The sequence below is a fragment of the Actinotignum sanguinis genome (assembly GCF_003957255.1).
Lineage (GTDB): Bacteria > Actinomycetota > Actinomycetes > Actinomycetales > Actinomycetaceae > Actinotignum > Actinotignum sanguinis.
Genome location: NZ_QDIE01000023.1, coordinates 1 through 18,541 on the forward strand (window position 1 = coordinate 1; position 18,541 = coordinate 18,541).

Consider the following 18,541-nt stretch of genomic DNA (forward strand, 5'->3'; position numbering starts at 1 on the left):
GGATAACCCAGTTCTAGGACTGTTTGCCTTAGAGAGCCAAGCTTTTCCAGGATGGCGAGAGCTCTTTGCTTGTCTTTGGCGGAGTACCTGATCCCGTTTGCAACTCCCGGTTTCTTATTCATTGAACTATCTCCTTAAAAATCTCTAGGAAACCGTCCGCACCCCCTTAAGAAATTGTTTCGCTGTCGTGGGGTTGCATCCTGTGGGGTCTGCTGTCAGGGAGTTGCATTTCGTGGACGGGCAGAGGGTGCAGAAAAGGGGCACGTAAGCAGATCTCGGAAAAGGCACGGAAAAGGGGCACGGACAATACAGTCCGTGCCCCTTTGCCATCTTGAGAGCGCTTGGGTGCCGCGCGGCGAGGTCACACCGGCTGGCTCCGCTTAGCTGAGCTGGAGCATGACCTTGGAAGACCCCGTGGACCGGTCATCCGCGGTAGCGAAAGCAGCCGCGGCGTCGTCGATCTTAAATTCGTGCGTGAGCACGGGCGAAACATCCAGTCCGCGCGCCATCGCGTCAATCGCGGCGTCCATGGACTCCGGATTGAAACGATACGAACCCTTGTAAGTGATTTCGCGAGTAACTAGCTGCCCAAGCACCACGGAAACTTCACCGGCGGGCAGGTTGCCCACCTGAACCATGGTGCCCCCGCGAACGGTCGCCATGAGGCAATCGCCGATAGCAACGGCGGCACCGGAGGCTTCGATGGTGACGTCCACGTCGGCGGGGAGGGTTTCGCCGGCGGCGCGGTTGACGGTGCTGGTGGCACCCATCGCGCTGGCGACCCGCAGGGATTCCGCGGCGACGTCGGAGGCGATGACCTCACGCGCGCCGGCGAATTTCACGGCGGCCACGGCCAGTGCCCCAATCGGGCCCACCCCATTCACGAGTACGCGCTTGCCGGAAAGATCTCCGGCTAAGCTCACGGCATGCATCGCTACCGCGAGCGGTTCGGCGACGGCGCCTTCCTTGGTCGAAACGTTCTCCGGCAAGATACGCAGCTGATCGGGGCGCACCACCCGGTAGGTGGAAAAACCGCCCTGCTCGTGCGGGAAGAAAGCGGCGGAGCCAAAGTAGCGGACTTCCGGCCAGAGATTATCTTTGCCACGGGTGCTTTCCGGAATATCATGCTCACCCACCAGGGTCGGCGGGTAGATCGCCACTCGCTGGCCGGCCTCAACGCCGGCAACGCCCTCGCCTACCTGGTCCACAACCCCGGCAACTTCGTGGCCAAGGATCAGCGGCTCGCGCATAATCGCAGTCCCGGAGGCGCCGTTCTTCCAGTAGGACAGATCAGAGCCGCAAATGCCGCCCCATTCCATGCGCACCCGTACTTCGCCAGCGCCGGCAACCGGATCGGGAACGTCGGTGATGTGAATCTGCTTGGGGGTATCCGTACGAACTTGTACAGCTTTCATTAGAATGCATCCTCCTTGATGGTGAGGTCGCGCCCGGTGATTTCGGGCATGAGCCACGCGGTGATATGGGTGACTCCGGTGTAAACAAACATGAGAATTGCGCAGGCAATCCAGGAGCCGCCGAAGAGTTGCACCAGGCCGGCGGCAATGAGCGGGCCGAAACCGGCGGTGACCATATTCGGGATTTCCTTGGCAAGTGCCAGTTGCTCGTAGCGGTGGGCGGAGCCGAAGCATTCGGCCATCGTGATGTTTTCCAGGGAGAACATGGCCAGCACGGTGATGTTGTGCAGCACGATGTACCCGATGAAGAAGAGCATGGTGGGGGTTCCGTAATGGTCCACCATCTGCCCGTCCACCAGTTCCGGAGCATTGAGTTCACCGAGGAACTGCGGGGAGACCATGAGCAAGAAGCACGGAATGATAAGGAGGATTCCGAGGCCGGTGACCAGGCGGTAGGTGCGCTCGCGGCCGATGCGATCACCGATCCAACCGATAATCGGCACGGTGATGAATCCGGCCAGCGAGGAGTACACCACCACGGCGGAGGCCATATCCTTGGCCACCAGGATCTGGGCGGTCAGGAAGGTGATGAGGTAGGTCTGCACCATGCCGGAGTTGCCGGACTGGCCGAAGCGCAGGGCGAAGGCCGCCATGAAGGCCTTGAACGACTTAGGGGTCTTGGCCAGTTCATCCACGGCTGCTTCACGCTGGGCGGCTGCAGCCGCGCGGGCTTCGGCCGCGGCAGTGGCGGCTTGCTTGCGTTCGGCGCGCGACGGGAGCGGCTGGTCGTAGGTGGCCACGAGTGCGGCGTCGTCCAAAATTTCTCCGCTGGTTGCAGCCTCGAAAACGGGCGATTCCTTGAGGTGAAGCCGAATAAATACGGCCAGGCCCATGAGCACAACCGAGGCGATGAAGGGGATACGCCAGCCCCACGCGACCACGGTATCCGTGCCCATGGTGGCGAGCATGATCGCCCAGATCGCGCCGGCGCCCAGGGTGCCGGTATTGGTGCCGAGGGCAACCAGCGAGGAAATAATGCCGCGGCGTTCCCGCGGGGCGTATTCGGCCAGCATCACGGAGGCACCGGCGATTTCCGCGCCGGCTCCGAAGCCTTGGATAAGCCGCAGGATCACCAGCATGATCGGTGCCCAAATGCCTACCACCTGGTAGGTGGGGAGGAAGCCGATGAGGGTGGTGGCCACGCCCATCATGGCGATGGTGATAAAGAGGACTTTGGTACGGCCGATGCGATCACCGAGTCGCCCGAAGTACCAGGCGCCGAGCGGGCGGGCTACGTAGCCCACGCCGTAAATGGCCATGGCCCCGAGGATAGCCATGGACTGGTGGCCGGCGGGGAAGAAAATGTCTTTAAAGACGAGCGCGGCGGCCAGGGAGTACAGCTGGAAGTCCATGAATTCGAGAGCTGTTCCGAGCCAACCGGAGACCGCGGCTTTGACGAGGTCGGAGGTTGAGCGCGTGGGCACCGGGGCGGTTACTGTTCCCGGCGGGTGTTGTTTGGACATGACGGGTGCCTTCCACATCTTTCACTTCGTTGTGTTAACTGATAAGAAGCTGCTTTCCGTTGGGCTAAGCCAGGCGGGGTAAGCGAGCTCCGTTGGCTTCAGTATGCGGGCCGGAATACGCCGAAATCACGCGCGGGAGGCGGCGATATTTCGATATGTCATATGCGGATTTCGAATAGTGATACGCGGGTGGGGTGTCATCGAGGTGCGGGCGGTGGCTTCGGTGGTGCTGCGACGCGGGGCTACAGCCGCTGCATATCGCGGAAAAGTGCGGGTATCCGGGTGGGTGCGGGTGCGGTGGAACGACGACGCCGCCCCGGTGGCGCGCCGTCGCGCGCCACCGGGGGAGCCGACTCGCCGCGCGGGGAACTTGTTGAAAGCCATGTATATTGTCGGAGACCGCGTTGGTGCCACACAGTCGTGGAGGGTTTTATGCGCATCGACCGACTTGAATGGTTGGAGTCTTTCGTTGCTGTTGCGAAATTATCGTCTTTTTCGCGGGCGGCTCGTTTGCTCCACAGCAGTCAGTCGCGGGTATCGCTCCACGTTGCGAATTTGGAGCGCGCAACGGGCCATACCCTGGTGGACCGCAGCCATGTGCCCTGTACTCTCACTGCAAAAGGGGAAACTTTCCTGCCGCGGGCCGAAGAAATCCTGGTGAAATTGCGCGATGCGGTGGAGGAACTCCATACCGAATCGGGGCGCCTGGTTGGTTCGGTAACCCTGGGGGTAATTCCCTCGGTGTCGGCGGTGCTCTGCCCCGGTTTGCTGGCGCAATTGCAATTGGAAGAACCCGGTATCTCGGTTAATTTGCTGGAGCGTACGTCCGCGGAATTATTGGATAAGGTGACCTCTGGAAGCACGCAGCTCGCCATCGTTTCGCAATTTAGCTCCCTTCCCTCTATCCCGGATTCGCAGCGCCTATGGTGGGAGCCCTATGTTGCGGTGGTTCGTCAGAATTCCCCGGATTTTCAGGGTGTTGAAGTCGTGAATCCCGGCGATCTTGCGGAGATCACCCTGGGATTGACCGGGGCGCCGGGCCTGACTATCGATCCGGAAATGCGCGTTGCTTTTGATGTGTGGCAGCTGGAGCCGCGCATCGCGGAATTCCGTACCGAGCAGCCGCAGACCCTCCTTAATATGTGCGAGGCCGGGCTCCTCACCCCGGTTATCAACCTGTTGGCTTTCCGGAGTTGTGATCACGAGGGGCTGCGAGCCATTCCCATTGCGGGAGAATACGGGCGGGAAGTCGCCGTGGTGGCCAATACCGCGGTGCCTGTGACTCCCATTGGGCAGTATCTACGCGATCTCATTCTGGCTATTCCGCTACCCGCGGGGGTACATTCCCTGCAGCCGCAGCGGGGTGATGCTGGAGATACCAGCTAAGGCCGAACCCGGGAAAAACCTGGAAGCTTTGCGCAAAAAATGGCAGCAGAGCTGGAAATCCGCGCTGGCTCCTGGCAAAATTGAGTATGTCGCACAGGGCGACTGTGTCAGAGTGGACACTCTGAAGTCACAGCATTTGTATATGGGCCCGGGCATTCCGGGCGCGGGGGCATCGCGGCCTGTTAACGGCTTCGTCCGCACCGTATCTGCTGGAACTTCGGGTGCCCATCACGGCACTCTTCACTCGGATCGTCCGGCACGTACCTGCCGGTGAAGGGACCAGTAATGGCATCTGTTACATTTGAGAACGCATCGCGTATCTACCCGGGGTCGGATACCCCGGCGGTAAATCAACTCAACCTCGAAATTGCTGACGGGGAATTCCTTGTTCTTGTTGGCCCGTCCGGCTGCGGTAAATCAACGTCGCTGCGCATGCTGGCCGGCCTGGAAGATATTAATGACGGGCGCATCTACATTGGGGACCGCGATGTTACCAATGTTTCGCCTAAGGATCGCGATATCGCGATGGTGTTCCAGAATTACGCTCTCTACCCGCATATGTCGGTGGCGGAAAATATGGGCTTCGCGCTGAAGATTGCGCGCACCCCGAAGCAAGAAATTGATAAGCGCGTCAAGGAAGCCGCCCAGATTCTTGACTTGACCGAGTATCTGGATCGCAAGCCGAAGGCGCTTTCCGGTGGGCAGCGCCAGCGCGTGGCGATGGGCCGCGCGATTGTGCGGAACCCGCAGGTCTTCCTCATGGACGAACCGCTCTCCAATCTGGACGCGAAGCTCCGCGTGCAAACCCGCACCCAGATCGCTACCTTGCAGCGCCGGCTAGGCACCACCACGGTGTACGTCACTCACGACCAAACCGAAGCGCTGACCATGGGCGACCGCATCGCCGTCCTGAACTTCGGGGTCTTGCAGCAGGTGGGCAGCCCGGATGAGCTGTACAACCGGCCGCAAAACGCTTTCGTGGCGGGCTTCATTGGTTCGCCGGCCATGAACCTCGGCACCTTTAATGTTGAGGGCGACGCCGCAGTTCTCGGCCAAGCGCGCATCCACCTCCCCCGCGCGGTGATTGACGCGATCACCCCAGATGATAAGGGGAAGGTAATCCTGGGCGTGCGCCCCGAGTCCTTCACGGAGCTGACGCGCGAGCCCGGGGAAAGCTCGGTGCCGATCGTGGTGGATATGGTGGAGAACCTGGGGTCGGATAACTACGTCTACGGTGAGATCGCCGGGGTGGAGAAGTCCGGCTTCGGATCGGGCGATGGCTCCTCCCAGGTTGTTGTGCGTATCCCGCCGTTCAAGGCCCCCGCGGTGGGTGACACCGTGTACGCCACCCCGAACTTGGATGCTATCCATGTCTTCCACGCCGGGGATGGCACGCGCATTAACTAGGCGATGCTAGGCCGCCAGGGCAGTGGCCGCGTAGTTAGGCGGCTATGGTAGAGGGGGGAGTTTCTCCCGAGTAGCCCCTTCAAAATGGCGGGTTTTCGCGAAAATCATTCGGGAAAACCCGCCATTTTAGGTTGTGGAACAGTCCTAGGGGTTTAGCTGCCGGTTTTGGCTACGGGTTATTCTGGTGGGCCGTAGGGACCCAGTGTTAGCCTGATTGAGGTTGTTGCGATGAAACGGTCGTATGTAGATGGCATCACGTGGAGGATGTTGGGGCTGGCTTCCGTGTCGGCTATTCTCTATCTACTAAGCCTGCTTGTACTATGCAATGAGAGCGGAACTGTCGTGGCTGCGATTATGCTGTCCGGTGCGGCTGGCATTGGCTCATCCCTTTATCTCTATCAGATACTCAAGCGGGATTTGAGTAGTGGAGTTGCGGGAGTACTGTCGTTTCTGAATTGTGCTGCTATGACCGGCGGGGCATTATTTCTATTGTTGTCATTGATGGGTGACTAAAAAATTCTAGAGTGCGTCCTTGTGCGCACCGTTTTCCTGATGGGGCGCACAAGGATTTTCGATATTAGTAGTTCGGGTTTTCTCTTTTGGTGATTTTTCTTCTTCGCTCAACATAAGCTGAGTGAAATCGTAATTACCCGCTTCCCGCATGGGTCGTGGCGAAAATCACGCGCTTTCAGCTGCGATTATGCGTAATCGCCGTCCCGAACTGCCGCGATGGAACTTTTCCGCAGTTCAACACGGGTGATACGGGCCGCCCGCTCGGAGGTGCCCGGGTGTTTCTATCCCGGGATTCTGCATACTTTCAGCGTAGTATGCACTCGATGAGACCTACTGCTCAAAACTTTTCAGGCGCGGTGCCTAAACTTGCCAGCATGACGGAAAGTGCCACTCCCGCTGCCTACCCCGGTGCGGGCGTCGTTCGCGCGCTGGCGGAACGGCCCCGCATTCTTGTTGTCTGTACCGGGAATATTTGCCGATCTCCCATGGGGGAAATCGTGCTGCGCCAGCGGTTGCGCGATGCCGGTATCGATATCGCGGTGGCCTCCGCGGGGGTCTCCAACGAGGAGGCGGGCAACCCGATTTACCCGCCCGCCCAACGAACCCTCACCGAACACGGTTATGGCCTGCCTGAACGCCACCGGGCTCACCGTGTCACCGCCGAGGAGCTGGAAAACGCCGGCCTGATTCTTGCCATGACCACCGGGCACGCGCGGGCGGTGCGAAGGCTGTGCCGTTCCCTTTCTCTATCTCTGACCAATATTCACCTGTGGACCGAGTTCGCGCTGCCGGAGGTGGGGATTGCTCCGGAGGGTGTTTTCGGGCACGGCGGGGTTCTTTCCGACGACGCCGGGCGCGCCTCGGGCCGCCAGCACTCTTCCGATTTTTATTATTCATCCGGCGAGTTCGATGTTCCCGATCCGTGGGGCGGCTCGGCGCGCGAATTCGAAGCGACGCTCGCCTGCGTGGAAGCCGGGTCTGAGCACCTCGTGGAGCTGCTGCGCAGTAATCTCCCCGCATCGCGGTGACCGGGCGCGTTTTCGCGGATGGCGGCGTGCCGATGGCTGGTGTCGTGTCGATGAATGGTGGCACTCCGACGAACGGCCGCAAACGTATATTTATGCGGTCTCGGATGCGGGCACGGGTATTGCTCGGGCTGCTCGCGCTGCTCCTCATCGCCCTGGCCCTGCTGGCGGTGCGCCACATTCTAGCTGCCACGTACTATTCGCCCGCGGCCGTGGCCAGCCGGTATATGGGCGCGCTCGAAGAAGGCCGCGCTCGCGCTGCCCTCGACCTCACCGATCCCGGCGTGCTTTCCGGTTCCCTCGCCCTGCTGAGCGACGAAGTTTATCGCGCCGTCCCGGGCCGGCCCGCCGATTTCCAGGTGCGCGACACGAGTCAGACCGCCGTCGGAATGCGAGTAGACGGCGTCGTCACGTATCACGGCACCCAAGAGTCCCTGAGCATTACTTTGGTGCGGCGCGGCACCACCCCGATCCTGAGCGCGCGCTGGCACGTGAGCGCGGGCGCCCTCGGCCAGCTGCGCGTGGAGCGTGAGACCGAGCTGGCCCCCGGCCATGCCACCCCCACGCCTCCTGCGCTCACCAGCATTAACGACGTGCCGGTCGCCCTCGCGCCCCGTGAGGTTGCTCCGGCTTTCCCCGGCGATTATGCCGTCGCAGCACCCGGCGATTCGCGCTACGTGACCTTCGGGGCCGGCGCGACCGCCACGGTGCGGCCGGGCGAGACCGCGACCGCTACGCTGCGCGCCCAGGCCACCCCGGCCGCGGGTGAACGTGCAGTGGAACTGGTGGAACGCCTCGTGGAGGGGTGCGTGCGCGGTGATGGTACGACGACGCCGCCAGCTGGCTGCCCGGCAGCTTTCCGCAAGGATCGTGCTTTCGGGGATATCCGCAAGGAGAAGCTGAGCTGGAAAGACAAGCCGCAGGTGAGCGCGGCCGTAGAGGGGCTGGGCGGAACCGTAAGTGTGCGGGGAGGCACCTTGGAGCGTAGTTATGAGTGGCGGCTCGTTACCCCGCTGAGCTGGGAAAAGCGTTCGGACACCGCGCGGGTTTTCGAGAGGGAGCACACCGTGCGCTTCCGGGTAGAAAACGGGGATGTGGTGCTGGAAAGTGAAAGCCTGAGCTAACGCGGGTTACCATGGAAAGCACGGATTGGGCCGTGCACTGCGGGAATGCGGGGATCACGCCGGCGACTAATTGCGCGAGAGAAGAGGAAGGACGTATGAGCACCAACGTTGTGGCTGAGATTTGGCGGGAAGGTAACCTTCCGGCGGGGCGGCCTATCGATCATGCCCGGCGGGTATGCACCGGTGCCCTGTGGGGGTTAGGCGCGGGCGTGGTGCTCGGCCTCATCACCTTCCCGAATGCCTTGGTCGGTTCGCGTGCTCTCTACCTGATTCCCGCTTTCGCGGTGGTGGCTTTCCTACTGGCGCTGCCGTGGCTGATTCGCGATAAAACACCGGTAGCGCCCGGGGTGGATGTGGTTGCGCGAGTGTTGGGAACCGATGAAAGTCGGCGGATGCGCACGGTTGGCAATAGCCGGCGCAAGCAGGCGCTCATGGTGCCGGTGGTGGTTCGCCCCGTGGATAAAACCGCGGATTTCCGAACCGTTATTGCGGTGCATGGCGCTGAGCAAGCGGGCTTCGCCGAGAACAAGCCCGGAACGTTGCTTCCGCTGCGCCAAACGGAAAAGGGCTACGGCGGGCTCGCCAATGTGGAAGAAGCCAGCCCGGAGCAGGAAGCTCTCATGAGGGCCTTGGAGCAGCGCCCGAAACTGCTGCCCAATACCGCGCCGGTGCTGCCTTTCAAGCCGCAGTCTCTTGACCGCGTCACCAGTGGGGACCAGCTGGAATGGTGGGGCGGAATGATCGCCGGCGCGCTGTTGGCCGCCGTCATGATGGGCATCGTCAGCTTGCTCTAAGCTTCAAGAAGTACGACGACGTGTTCCGCGCCGCCGAGGCAGGGTGTTTTTCCGGGGTGTACTTCGCATGTGTGACAAATGAAGTACAGCTCTGACAACACATAGCACCCTCGCTGGGGTTCGTATGAAAGTCTGTGACTTGCGTGAAACCTGAGGCTCATGCGGGTCTTACCCCGCTTGCCGCACTTAGCTGGCCAGCAGCTTCTGGATACGCTTGACGGAAACCTTTTCCTTCGTGCCCAGCTGCTGGGATCAAGCGGTCGAAATTGAACGAAATGAAATCTTGCGTGGAGATAGATTATTTAGTTACTATGTAATTAAGGCGGACGAGATAGTTGCCGTCAGAACGAATCCTAACGCGGTCTTATAGGCAATGATGCGTATAAGAAATACGCGGGCGCTCACGCCACGGTCCGCCATTCTTGTTTCCTCTCAATACGTATGAGGACCCAATCATGTTTATACAGAAATTATTTTCTCTAGCTGTAACTCCACTCCTTGCTGTGGGGATGTCCATGTCAGTTGACAATAAAACAGTCGAAAGAGTCGAGGTGTCGACGACTCCGATAGCGGAATATGGAAACTCGCATTCGACAAGAAATGTATATGAAATCTCGGATGGCGTAGTTATTGAAGGACTACTGACGTACGACGATGTTGAGGCCGCTAACGAATACTGGCGTACAGTCGCTGCAGACGAGATTGCCATTCTGGAATCCGAATGCAACTTACCAGAACTCACTGAGGATAGTTTTGGGGACTGGTGGGAGTGCTCAATGGACTCTCGGCACCGTGTCTCTCAAACGCTATGGCACCTTTCTCGACTGAAGAATTCGTTCCTTGTAGCTGATATCGAGGTAAGCATCACGCGATTGAACGATAATCCTGGGGCGAACGAACTTCGGGAGTTAGCTGTTTTGTTACCTATGACCGAAAACAATGCTGAGGCGTTGGAAGCTCAAGCGATGTCGTTGGGGGCACCTCTGACCCCAATGGCGACAAGAAGCGGGCGCGATATTAACGCAGCTAATGCGTATGCACAAAAGTGGGCTTATGGGCGTAATCCTGCCTATACGAGCTACCGTTACGATTGCACCAACTTCGTTTCTCAGATTATGGTCGCGGGCGGAAAGCGTTTTGACGGGTCCTGGAAGCCTTATACCCAAGCATGGCGTCTGGCAAACAATCTTGCGTATTACCTAGGCGCAGGGTCACCCGGGGCGCGGAAAACTAGCGTGAGTTCCTTTATGGACGCTATGAACACTGGCTCTGTAATCGCTGCGGATTATGATGGTGATCATTATTACGAGCACGTCGGATATGTTGTTTCGCGAAGTGGCGGCAACCGACTTATCGCGCAGCATACGAGTGACTATGTCGGCTGGGTTATTGCAGATCATCGACAGTCTGGACGTGCAAGCGGTTGGCTCGAAGATCCTGACGCTTGGGCTGTCTTCGGATCGTGGTGATAAGCCGAATCTCTGAAAGAGGTATCAGCATGTTTGTAAGAAAAAACCTGGCTTTCATAGGGACGCTTACTTTGGCTTTATTAGCCGGAGGATGTTCATCGGAAAAAGGTGCTGAATCTGATGCAACCGGAACGGCAGTAACCTCCGTGACCAGCGATGCGCCGGTATCAGCTACCGGTGGCTCGGATGAAGCTCTCGCGCGGGTTTCCGCAGCTCTCAATGATGAACTCAAGGATTCGGGTTCGCAAAAGAACTGGAACATGATGTACGGCGCAGGGAACGCTCGTACTCTGACAGAGCTATCCGAGCGGGTCATTCCGGGCCAGACGCATCTAAGTGAAAAGACCGTACTTTCTGGGGATGGAACTGTTGAAGTAAGCGACACCGAGTTGGCGCCCATTGTCGCTCTCGACAAAAAGAACTCTGCACAACTCGTGAGTGCTCTGGAGAAGAATTTCGCGCTCGGTCCGCTGGATGAAAACACCGCCCTGGATTACGCGGCTGTCTACTATGTGGAGTGCGGCGGCGTTGGCATGGAACGCGGGGGAGACAAGTGCCAGGCGCCGGCCGGAACGGACGGTTTCGGTGCCCTCCAGACTCTCAACTACGCAGAGGGGAAACTGATTTCGGCCTACTTCTGGCACGTGTCACCGCAGGGAAACCTGGCGGATAACGTCTGGGAAAAGTACGGAAACTCCACGGTTGATTTCGAAGCGACACGCGGATTCTTCGTGACTGAGAAGTGATGATATTTGCCGTGTGTAACTGTACATTTCATCACCCAAACTGCTCCTCGATGTGGTGCCTTAATATGGTTCCACTTCGGGGAGCAGTTTTGTATCTAGGCGGGCGAATTACTTAGCTGGCCAGCAGCTTCTGGATGCGCTTGACGGAAACTTTTTCCTTCGTGCCCAGCTGCTGGGCGAAAAGCGAGACACGCAGTTCTTCCAGGAGCCAGCGTGCGTGGTCGAGCACCTGAGCGCGGCCCGGATCGAAAGCTGCGTAACTGGCTTCTTCACGGGCACTTTCCACCGCGTCTGTCGCGGTCTGTACCTGCCAGGCGAGTGAATCATCGGATGCCGGATTCACGGCAGCCTTCTCGATGCGCAGCTTCGCGGCCAGGAGATAGCGCGGCAGATCCCAGAAGCGTGCTGCCGGCGTGGCCCGCACAAAATCGGGGGGCATAAGCGCATCCAGATGAGCGCGCTCGTCGCTCATCGTGGCAAGCAGTGCCACCGAGCGATTATCCCGCACCAGCTGCTCCACCTGCGCCCACGCAGCCGCAGCCTTGCCCGCGCCCTGCGCAATCAGGAACACTTCGTCCTCAAATTCGTCACGAGCCCAAGCCTGCAATTCCTCAAATTCACGCCCGGAACGCAACTCCTCCGGACTGGCATCATTGGCCTCACCCCAACGGTCGGCAAGATTCCGTGCCGCCGCCCACTGCAGATCCGCCACCAGCGCCGCCGTGGAAGGCGCCGGACTACCCGCCAGCTGCAAAGCCAGTTCTCCATCCCAGCGCGAGGTGATACGGCCCTCGGGCAATGCCAGCGCATCCGCGAGCAAACGAATCACACCACCGCGATGCACCCGGACTTGTTCGCCCGGTTCCGCCACCACATCCAACACAACCTTCCCGGCGCGGTCAGCGAGCGCCGGATAGGCGCGGACCGTCCCGGCCGATCCCTCGGTTTCGATAACCGCGGGGATGATCCCCTGCTCCACCGTGGGCCAGCCGCTCAGAGCGTCCCCGGTCGCGAGCGTATCGGCGGGAGCGGAACCAGTACCCGCACCCGCGGCCGACGTACTCGTGGATGGCAGGCCCGTGGCCGGCCCGCTCTCACCCGTGGCCGGCCCGCTCTCACCCGTGGCCGGCGCACCCGCGGCCAACGCGCTCGCGGTGTGCTTCGTGCCGTGTTTCGCGGAGCCCGCCCCGCGCAGTCGCGCCCGCGCTTCATCGAGGGCCTGAGCCACCGCCCCGGCCACCACGTTTTCCACCGCCGCCTTGGCTTGCGGGGCAAGACTGCGCTGCACATATTCGAGCGACGTCGATTCCTCAAGCACCGCGCCCCGCTCCGAACGCACCCGGAAATTCACAGTCAGATGCGCGGGGAGATTCACCTCCTGCCAGGCGGCGTCGTCGATCTCAATACCGCGCACGCGGGCCGTGGCCGCCCGGAAAGCCTCCGCGAAAGAAACCGGTTCCGGCCCGTGCACGGCCTCCTCCCAACCGGGCAGTACGGCGCGGATATCGCGCGCGACATCCGGGGCGGGTACCAGGTTGCGGCGCACGCGTTTGGGTAGCGAGCGAATCGTGGCAACCACCAGTTCGTCAAGCATCCCGGGCACCAGCCAGTCGAAGCCCTCCGGGCGCAGCCGCGGCAGCAGCGCGATGGGTACGTCCACGGTGATGCCGTCGTTGAACGAGCCCGGCGCAAAAGTGTAGGTGATAGGCAGGGTGATATCACCCTGGTGCCATTCGGTGGGGAAATCCTCTTCACCGGCGCCACCACCCGCGCTACCCAGCAGGAAATCCTGGGTGAAATCGAGCAGATCGGGGCGCGCGTGCCGTTCCTTCTTCCACCAGGAATCGAAATGCCGCCCGGAGACCACGCTCTCCGGAATGCGCTCCTCGTAAAACGCGGCCAGCGCATCATTATCAGCCACCAGGCCGTGGCGGCGGAGCTTGTCTTCAGTGCGGCTGGCTTCCTCGAGGGCCGCGCGGTTGCGTGCCAGGAACTCGTGATGGCTGCGCCACTCGCCTTCCACCAGGCCGTGGCGGATAAACATCTCGCGAGCCAGCTCGCGCGCCGCATCCGAACCGGAAGTGGCCAGCAACACCGGCCGATCCGCCACGAGGGTCACTCCGTAGAGCGTTACCTTCTCGTGGACCATCGCCGCACCGTGCTTGGCGGACCAATACGGTTCCGAATAGGAACGCCGCACCAGCTTCTTCGCCAGCGGCTCAATCCACTCGGGCTGTATCGCGGCCACGGTGCGAGCGAAAAGCCGGGAAGTTTCCACCAGCTCGGCGGCCATGACCCACTCGGGGGTACGCCGGTGCAGGCCCGAACCGGGCCAGATCACGAAATGTGTGCCGCGCGCGCCCAGGTAATCGCGGCTGCGTGGGGAATAATTGCCGATATTGGAAAGCAAGCCCACCAGCAGCGAACGATGAATCGCCCCGGATTCCGGGGTATCCGAGCCGCGCCCGAGCTCGCGGCACGCGTGGGCTACCGCCCCGGAATTCGGAGCTCCGCCCAGCGCGGGCGCGCCTGCCTGCTCCGCGGCGCGGATCTGCTTCGAGCTGGGCAGCGCGAGGCGGCGGATGCTCAAGTCCAGCGGCCGCGCCATCTGCTCCAGCTGCGCCACCACGTCCGCCCACTCCCGATAGCGCAGGTAGTTGAGGAATTCCGCGCGGCACATGCGCCGGAATGCCGAACCGGATAGCTCGCGCGCCTGGGTACGCAAATAGCGCCACAGCGTCAGGTAGGCGAGAAAATCCGACGAGCCGGCCGTGAAGCGCGCGTGGAATTGATCGGCCTGGGCGCGTTTCTCGGTGGGGCGCTCGCGCACATCCTGCACCGACAGCGCCGCCACCAGCACGAGCACTTCGGAAGCGCAACCGTTGCGCTGCGCCTCGATCAGCATGCGGCCCAGCCGCGGGTCGATAGGCAGGCGCGCGAGCTGACGCCCGACGGCGGTCAGGCGCGGGGTGTGGCGATTTTCGCTGCCAAATGCGCTCGCAGCCCCAAACGCACCGTAGCTAATCGCCCCGATTTCCTCGAGAAGCTGGGTGCCGGCTCGCACCGCCCGCGCTTCCGGCGGGTCAATAAAGGGAAAATCGTCGACGGCGCCCAGCCCGAGCGCGAGCATCTGCAAAATAACCGCAGCTAGGGAGGTGCGCTGAATTTCGGGCTGGGTGAATTCGGGCCGCGCCAGGAAATCATCCTCGGAATAGAGACGGATCGCCACCCCGTCCGTCACGCGCCCGCACCGCCCCGAGCGCTGATTGGCGCTGGCCTGTGAAATCGGCTCGATAGGCAGGCGCTGCACCTTCGTCTTATTCGAGTAGCGCGAGATGCGGGCGGTGCCCGGGTCAATCACGTACTTGATTCCAGGCACGGTCAGGGAAGTCTCCGCAATATTCGTGGCGAGGATAATGCGCCGGTAGGGCCCGGGCTGGAAAATCCGGTGCTGTTCCGCCGCGGAGAGGCGCGAAAACAGCGGCAGTACTTCCACGGCACCCGGCGCGCTGGACCTGCCCCCGGGGCTCACATACCTGGCCCCGAGTTCATCATCGAGAGCCTTCGCGGTATCCCGAATCTCGCCCTCCCCGGAGAGGAAGACCAGAATATCTCCCTCGCCTTCCGCCATGAGTTCCTCGGCAGCTGCCACGATTCCACTCACCTGATCGAGTGCCGCGGCCCGGCCCGGGGTGCGCGGCGCGGCCACGCGCTGCGCACCGGCGTCGTCGTGCTGCTCCTCGTGTTCGGCGTCCTGTTCCTCATCGAGGGGGCGATACCGGATCTCCACCGGGTAGGTGCGCCCGGATACCTCGATGATCGGCGCGGTGTCGCCGGGGCGGCCGCCCGCGCGGTGTTCACCAAAATGCGCGGCGAAACGTTCGGTGTCGATGGTGGCGGAGGTGATAATGACTTTGAGGTCGGGGCGCGCGGGCAGCAGGCGGGCGAGGTAGCCGAGGATGAAGTCGATATTGAGGGAGCGTTCGTGCGCTTCGTCGATGATGAGGGTGTCGTAGCGCAGCAATTGCGGATCGGATTGGATTTCCGCGAGGAGGATGCCGTCCGTCATGAGTTTGACGAGGGTGGTGGGGCCCACTTCTTCGGTGAAACGAACCTGATAGCCGACGGCGCCGCCAACTTTTTGCCCCAGTTCGGCCGCGATGCGTTCGGCAACCGAGCGGGCCGCGATGCGCCGCGGCTGAGTGTGCCCGATGAGCCCGGTGATGCCCCGGCCCAGCTCCAAGCAGATTTTCGGCAACTGGGTAGTTTTCCCGGAACCGGTTTCCCCGGCAATAATGACCACCTGATTCGCGGCGATGGCTTCGCGGATTTCCGCGCGCCGGGCGGAGACAGGCAGAGTTTCCGGGTAGGTAATCCGTGGAACAGCCGCCTTGCGGGCTTCCAGCTGTGCCGGGGTGAAGGGGCGCGGGCCGCGCGGACCACGGGGATTGCGGCTGCCACGGCTGCCACGGTTGTTACGCTGGCCGCGCCGGCCGCGCTTACCGGAGTGTGTTGCGGATTCCTGAGACTTATCCATATCGTGCCTCATTATTCCACGCCTCCCCGGAGCTTCCTATCGGTCAGAGTGACATTGGTGTACGTAGCATGCTTCCGCCGCCTGCAACGGAAGCATAGTGGTCCTGTATCGCATATGGCCCTACACAGTGGTACTCCCTGACAGGAAATCGGGTGGTGGTTGTAGCTCGGGTACCACTTTGTGTGTCGGATTGGGCCCTTGTCTACTGCTCAACGTGGACAAGTGTGGAGAACTCGGGTCGGGGTGTTCACATATAGCAACATGTCGCCACCGGGGCCCGCAGAAAGCAACGTCTTGACAATTTTGCTAACAGGATGCGACACCTCGACACGGGCCACCTGCAGGATGCAACGCCCCGAGCCGGGGCTGCACAGAATGCAACGCTAGCGCATGTTTTGGAAAAGTTAATGTAGTTGCTGTTGCTTTTTGTGGCGCGGGTAGGAATCAGTTGGGGTCCGGGCGGCGTGCCCGGGCCCCAACGGCGTCGTCGTGCTTAAAACGCGTGTCGCGTTTGAACGTGCGGTGCTTGCAGGCGCTGCGCTTGCAGGTGCCGTACCTCAGCCGTGCCTACACGTCAGAACGCGAGAAACGCCACCCGCCCAACGCGAGCAGCACCACCGCCAGCGCACACCACAGCCCCAGGCCAAGTGCCGGGCTGGAAACCGTGAACGAGGCGACGTCCGCGCCGGCATTGAGGCCGGGCGGGCTGAGGGCCGCGGTAAGGAGCATCGGCGGCAGGTAGGGGATCACAAAGGTGCGCACGAACTCGGAGGGAATGAGCGCGAGCACCGGGGAGAGCATCATCACCGCGAGGATGAGCACGATGGTGCCGGCGGAACTGCGCAGCAGATAGCCGATTCCCAAGGCCATCCACGCGGAGGTGACCATGGCGATGATGAAATTGAGGAAGAGCCACCAGGCGTCGCCGCTGAAGCCGATGGTGAGGCCGAAGAGGGTACCGACCACGGCACCCAGCACCAGGAGCAGAAGCGTGGTGGCCAGTGCCACCAGGCTGAGCGCGAGAGTGCGGGCAGCCACGTTGCGCCAGCGGCGCGGGTCGGCGCTCACGGTGGAGCGCATGGTGTTCGCGGCGTATTCGGAACACACCGTAACGGCACCGAAAGCCACCATAATGATCTGGAAAATGCTGCTCGCGCTGATGAGCACGTACGCGGCGAGCGAATGCTCCGCTCCCATGGCGGTGGCGTAGGCATTGAGTTAAAGCTCGCTGGAACCCCAGGCGGTCAGTGCGGTGATTGCCAGGGAGAAGAGGGTGCCGATGATGAGCGTCCAGCGCAGCGAGGGCAGCGTGAGGATCTTGCGCAGTTCGGAGCGCAGCGAGCGGCCCAGCGTGACACGGTAGTTCGGCGCGGCGAATTGGCTGATGCGCGGGGGAAGCTGGGCTAGCTGCGGCGCGGCGGGGCCGGGTGCGGCCGTGCCGGGCGTGACGGTACCGGAAGCAGGAACAAAAGCGTTACTCATCGGTGGCCTCCCGGGAGGTTCGTGGCGGGGCGGCCCGCGCCGTATTCAACGTCGTGGCCGGTCAGGTCCATGAAAATATCTTCCAGCGAGCGGTGGATGGTAGTCAGTTCGTCTAGCTGTACCCCCGCCTCGAAGGCGATTTTGCCGATGTCCGCGCGTGAACCGCCCGGGATCGCGAAACGGGCAACCGGGGCGGCCGGCGCAACGGGCACAGCTTGCGCACCCGGTGTTCCCGGTGCAGCTTGCGCACCCGACCCACCCGGCGCAGGCGCGACTTCGCTAGCATCCTGGAAGTCCAGCCCGGCTGCCCGCAGCGCGCCCTCCAAGCCGGCCCGGTTGGGGGAGGCCACCAGCACCGTGGTATTTGCCGCGGCCTCGGTGAAGCTTTCGATGGGCCCGAAAGCAATCATGCGCCCGCGCCCGATGACCAGCAGGTCATCGGCGGTTTGCTGCATTTCGCTCATGAGATGCGAGGACACCAGAATGGTGCGGCCCTGCTGCGCGAGCGTGCGCATGAGCAGACGCACCCAGCGCACCCCGTCCGGGTCCAGCCCGTTGACGGGTTCGTCAAAGAGCAGCACTTCCGGATCGCCCAGCAGCGCCGCGGCAATGCCGAGCCGCTGGCCCATCCCCAGGGAGAAGCCCTTGAGTTTGCGCTTGGCCACGCTCCCGATTCCGGTTAGCTCGATGACTTCGTCCACGCGCCGGGCGGGAATCCCGTGGGTGGCAGCCAGAATTTGCAGATGGCTGCGCGCGCTGCGCGAACCGTGGAATGCTTTACCGTCCAGCAGTGCACCCACCGTGGTGAGCGGGGAGGTGAGCTGCTCATAGGGAAGCCCGGCAATAAGGGCACGCCCGGAGGTGGGGCGATCCAGCCCCATAATGCAGCGCATCGTGGTGGATTTGCCCGATCCGTTCGGGCCGAGGAACCCGGTGATTCTCCCGGGCTGGAGCTGGAAACTCAGGTTATCGACCGCGGTGGTCGCGCCGTAGCGTTTTGTCAGGGCTTCAACTGTTATCACAGGCAGTCCTTTCGTGCTGGGTTGGTGAGTACGCGGCCGTGCCGGCGCCCGCGCTCATTCTACCGGCGCGCGGCCGTCCCTCCTACTCCCCGGTGGTG

14 protein-coding genes are annotated in these 18,541 nt (G+C 61.8%); 7 read left to right on the forward strand and 7 right to left on the reverse strand.

Going from position 1 to position 18,541, the window contains the following annotated elements; genetic code table 11:
- Positions 1–380: 380 nt before the first annotated feature.
- From DDD64_RS06365 to DDD64_RS08780, 3 genes are all read right to left on the reverse strand, one after another.
- Positions 381–1,415 (reverse strand): L-idonate 5-dehydrogenase, encoded by a 1,035-nt coding sequence (locus tag DDD64_RS06365; RefSeq protein ID WP_126135561.1) that lies wholly within the window; start codon positions 1,413–1,415, stop codon positions 381–383.
- The gene (locus DDD64_RS06370; protein ID WP_126135562.1) at positions 1,415–2,938 is read right to left on the reverse strand and encodes an MFS transporter; all 1,524 of its coding nucleotides are present in this window, start codon (positions 2,936–2,938) and stop codon (positions 1,415–1,417) included. The genes DDD64_RS06365 and DDD64_RS06370 overlap by 1 nt, the downstream gene beginning before the upstream one ends.
- Positions 2,939–3,064: 126 nt before the next feature.
- The gene (locus DDD64_RS08780) at positions 3,065–3,322 is read right to left on the reverse strand and encodes a hypothetical protein (protein WP_164545941.1); all 258 of its coding nucleotides are present in this window, start codon (positions 3,320–3,322) and stop codon (positions 3,065–3,067) included.
- 48 nt (positions 3,323–3,370) lie between these two features.
- On the opposite strand from DDD64_RS08780, the gene DDD64_RS06375 reads away from it, so the two are divergent.
- The 7 genes from DDD64_RS06375 (at position 3,371) to DDD64_RS06405 (ending at position 11,402) form a co-directional block, all read left to right on the forward strand.
- Positions 3,371–4,324, forward strand: a complete 954-nt coding sequence (locus DDD64_RS06375; RefSeq protein WP_164545942.1) for a LysR family transcriptional regulator — start codon at positions 3,371–3,373, stop codon at positions 4,322–4,324.
- A 285-nt stretch (positions 4,325–4,609) separates the two neighbouring features.
- Entirely contained in the window at positions 4,610–5,731 is a 1,122-nt protein-coding gene (locus DDD64_RS06380; RefSeq protein WP_126135564.1) for an ABC transporter ATP-binding protein, read from the forward strand.
- An 887-nt stretch (positions 5,732–6,618) separates the two neighbouring features.
- Positions 6,619–7,272 carry a low molecular weight protein-tyrosine-phosphatase gene (locus tag DDD64_RS06385; protein WP_126135565.1) on the forward strand — a complete coding sequence of 218 codons (654 nt, stop codon included), beginning with the start codon at positions 6,619–6,621 and terminating at the stop codon, positions 7,270–7,272.
- Between the two features lie 92 nt (positions 7,273–7,364).
- On the forward strand, positions 7,365–8,393 hold the full coding sequence (locus DDD64_RS06390) for a hypothetical protein (RefSeq protein WP_126135566.1): 1,029 nt from the start codon (positions 7,365–7,367) through the stop codon (positions 8,391–8,393).
- A 95-nt stretch (positions 8,394–8,488) separates the two neighbouring features.
- A complete protein-coding gene (locus DDD64_RS06395; protein ID WP_126135567.1) occupies positions 8,489–9,187 on the forward strand; it encodes a hypothetical protein in 699 nt (232 codons plus the stop codon).
- 455 nt (positions 9,188–9,642) lie between these two features.
- Positions 9,643–10,656 (forward strand): amidase domain-containing protein, encoded by a 1,014-nt coding sequence (locus tag DDD64_RS06400; protein ID WP_126135568.1) that lies wholly within the window; start codon positions 9,643–9,645, stop codon positions 10,654–10,656.
- Between the two features lie 146 nt (positions 10,657–10,802).
- The gene (locus DDD64_RS06405) at positions 10,803–11,402 is read left to right on the forward strand and encodes a hypothetical protein (RefSeq protein WP_126135569.1); all 600 of its coding nucleotides are present in this window, start codon (positions 10,803–10,805) and stop codon (positions 11,400–11,402) included.
- Between the two features lie 112 nt (positions 11,403–11,514).
- Here DDD64_RS06405 and hrpA read toward each other — a convergent pair whose 3' ends face one another.
- The 4 genes from hrpA to DDD64_RS06425 form a co-directional block, all read right to left on the reverse strand.
- Positions 11,515–15,939, reverse strand: a complete 4,425-nt coding sequence (hrpA, locus tag DDD64_RS06410) for an ATP-dependent RNA helicase HrpA (protein ID WP_126135570.1) — start codon at positions 15,937–15,939, stop codon at positions 11,515–11,517.
- A 567-nt stretch (positions 15,940–16,506) separates the two neighbouring features.
- A complete protein-coding gene (locus DDD64_RS06415; protein ID WP_126135571.1) occupies positions 16,507–17,136 on the reverse strand; it encodes a hypothetical protein in 630 nt (209 codons plus the stop codon).
- 21 nt (positions 17,137–17,157) lie between these two features.
- Positions 17,158–17,421 carry a hypothetical protein gene (locus DDD64_RS06420; protein WP_126135572.1) on the reverse strand — a complete coding sequence of 88 codons (264 nt, stop codon included), beginning with the start codon at positions 17,419–17,421 and terminating at the stop codon, positions 17,158–17,160.
- Positions 17,418–18,443, reverse strand: a complete 1,026-nt coding sequence (locus tag DDD64_RS06425; RefSeq protein ID WP_126135573.1) for an ABC transporter ATP-binding protein — start codon at positions 18,441–18,443, stop codon at positions 17,418–17,420. The genes DDD64_RS06420 and DDD64_RS06425 overlap by 4 nt, the downstream gene beginning before the upstream one ends.
- Between the last annotated feature and the right edge of the window lie 98 nt (positions 18,444–18,541).

Excerpts from the sequence above, each read along its gene's own strand:
- DDD64_RS06365 (WP_126135561.1), bottom strand. The coding sequence starts at position 1,415 with ATGAAAGCTGTACAAGTTCGTACGGATACCCCCAAGCAGATTCACATC.
- DDD64_RS06370 (WP_126135562.1), bottom strand. The coding sequence starts at position 2,938 with ATGTCCAAACAACACCCGCCGGGAACAGTAACCGCCCCGGTGCCCACG.
- DDD64_RS08780 (WP_164545941.1), bottom strand. The coding sequence starts at position 3,322 with ATGGCTTTCAACAAGTTCCCCGCGCGGCGAGTCGGCTCCCCCGGTGGC.
- DDD64_RS06375 (WP_164545942.1), top strand. The coding sequence starts at position 3,371 with ATGCGCATCGACCGACTTGAATGGTTGGAGTCTTTCGTTGCTGTTGCG.
- DDD64_RS06380 (WP_126135564.1), top strand. The coding sequence starts at position 4,610 with ATGGCATCTGTTACATTTGAGAACGCATCGCGTATCTACCCGGGGTCG.
- DDD64_RS06385 (WP_126135565.1), top strand. The coding sequence starts at position 6,619 with ATGACGGAAAGTGCCACTCCCGCTGCCTACCCCGGTGCGGGCGTCGTT.
- DDD64_RS06390 (WP_126135566.1), top strand. The coding sequence starts at position 7,365 with ATGCGGTCTCGGATGCGGGCACGGGTATTGCTCGGGCTGCTCGCGCTG.
- DDD64_RS06395 (WP_126135567.1), top strand. The coding sequence starts at position 8,489 with ATGAGCACCAACGTTGTGGCTGAGATTTGGCGGGAAGGTAACCTTCCG.
- DDD64_RS06400 (WP_126135568.1), top strand. The coding sequence starts at position 9,643 with ATGTTTATACAGAAATTATTTTCTCTAGCTGTAACTCCACTCCTTGCT.
- hrpA (WP_126135570.1), bottom strand. The coding sequence starts at position 15,939 with ATGGATAAGTCTCAGGAATCCGCAACACACTCCGGTAAGCGCGGCCGG.
- DDD64_RS06415 (WP_126135571.1), bottom strand. The coding sequence starts at position 17,136 with ATGGGAGCGGAGCATTCGCTCGCCGCGTACGTGCTCATCAGCGCGAGC.
- DDD64_RS06420 (WP_126135572.1), bottom strand. The coding sequence starts at position 17,421 with ATGAGTAACGCTTTTGTTCCTGCTTCCGGTACCGTCACGCCCGGCACG.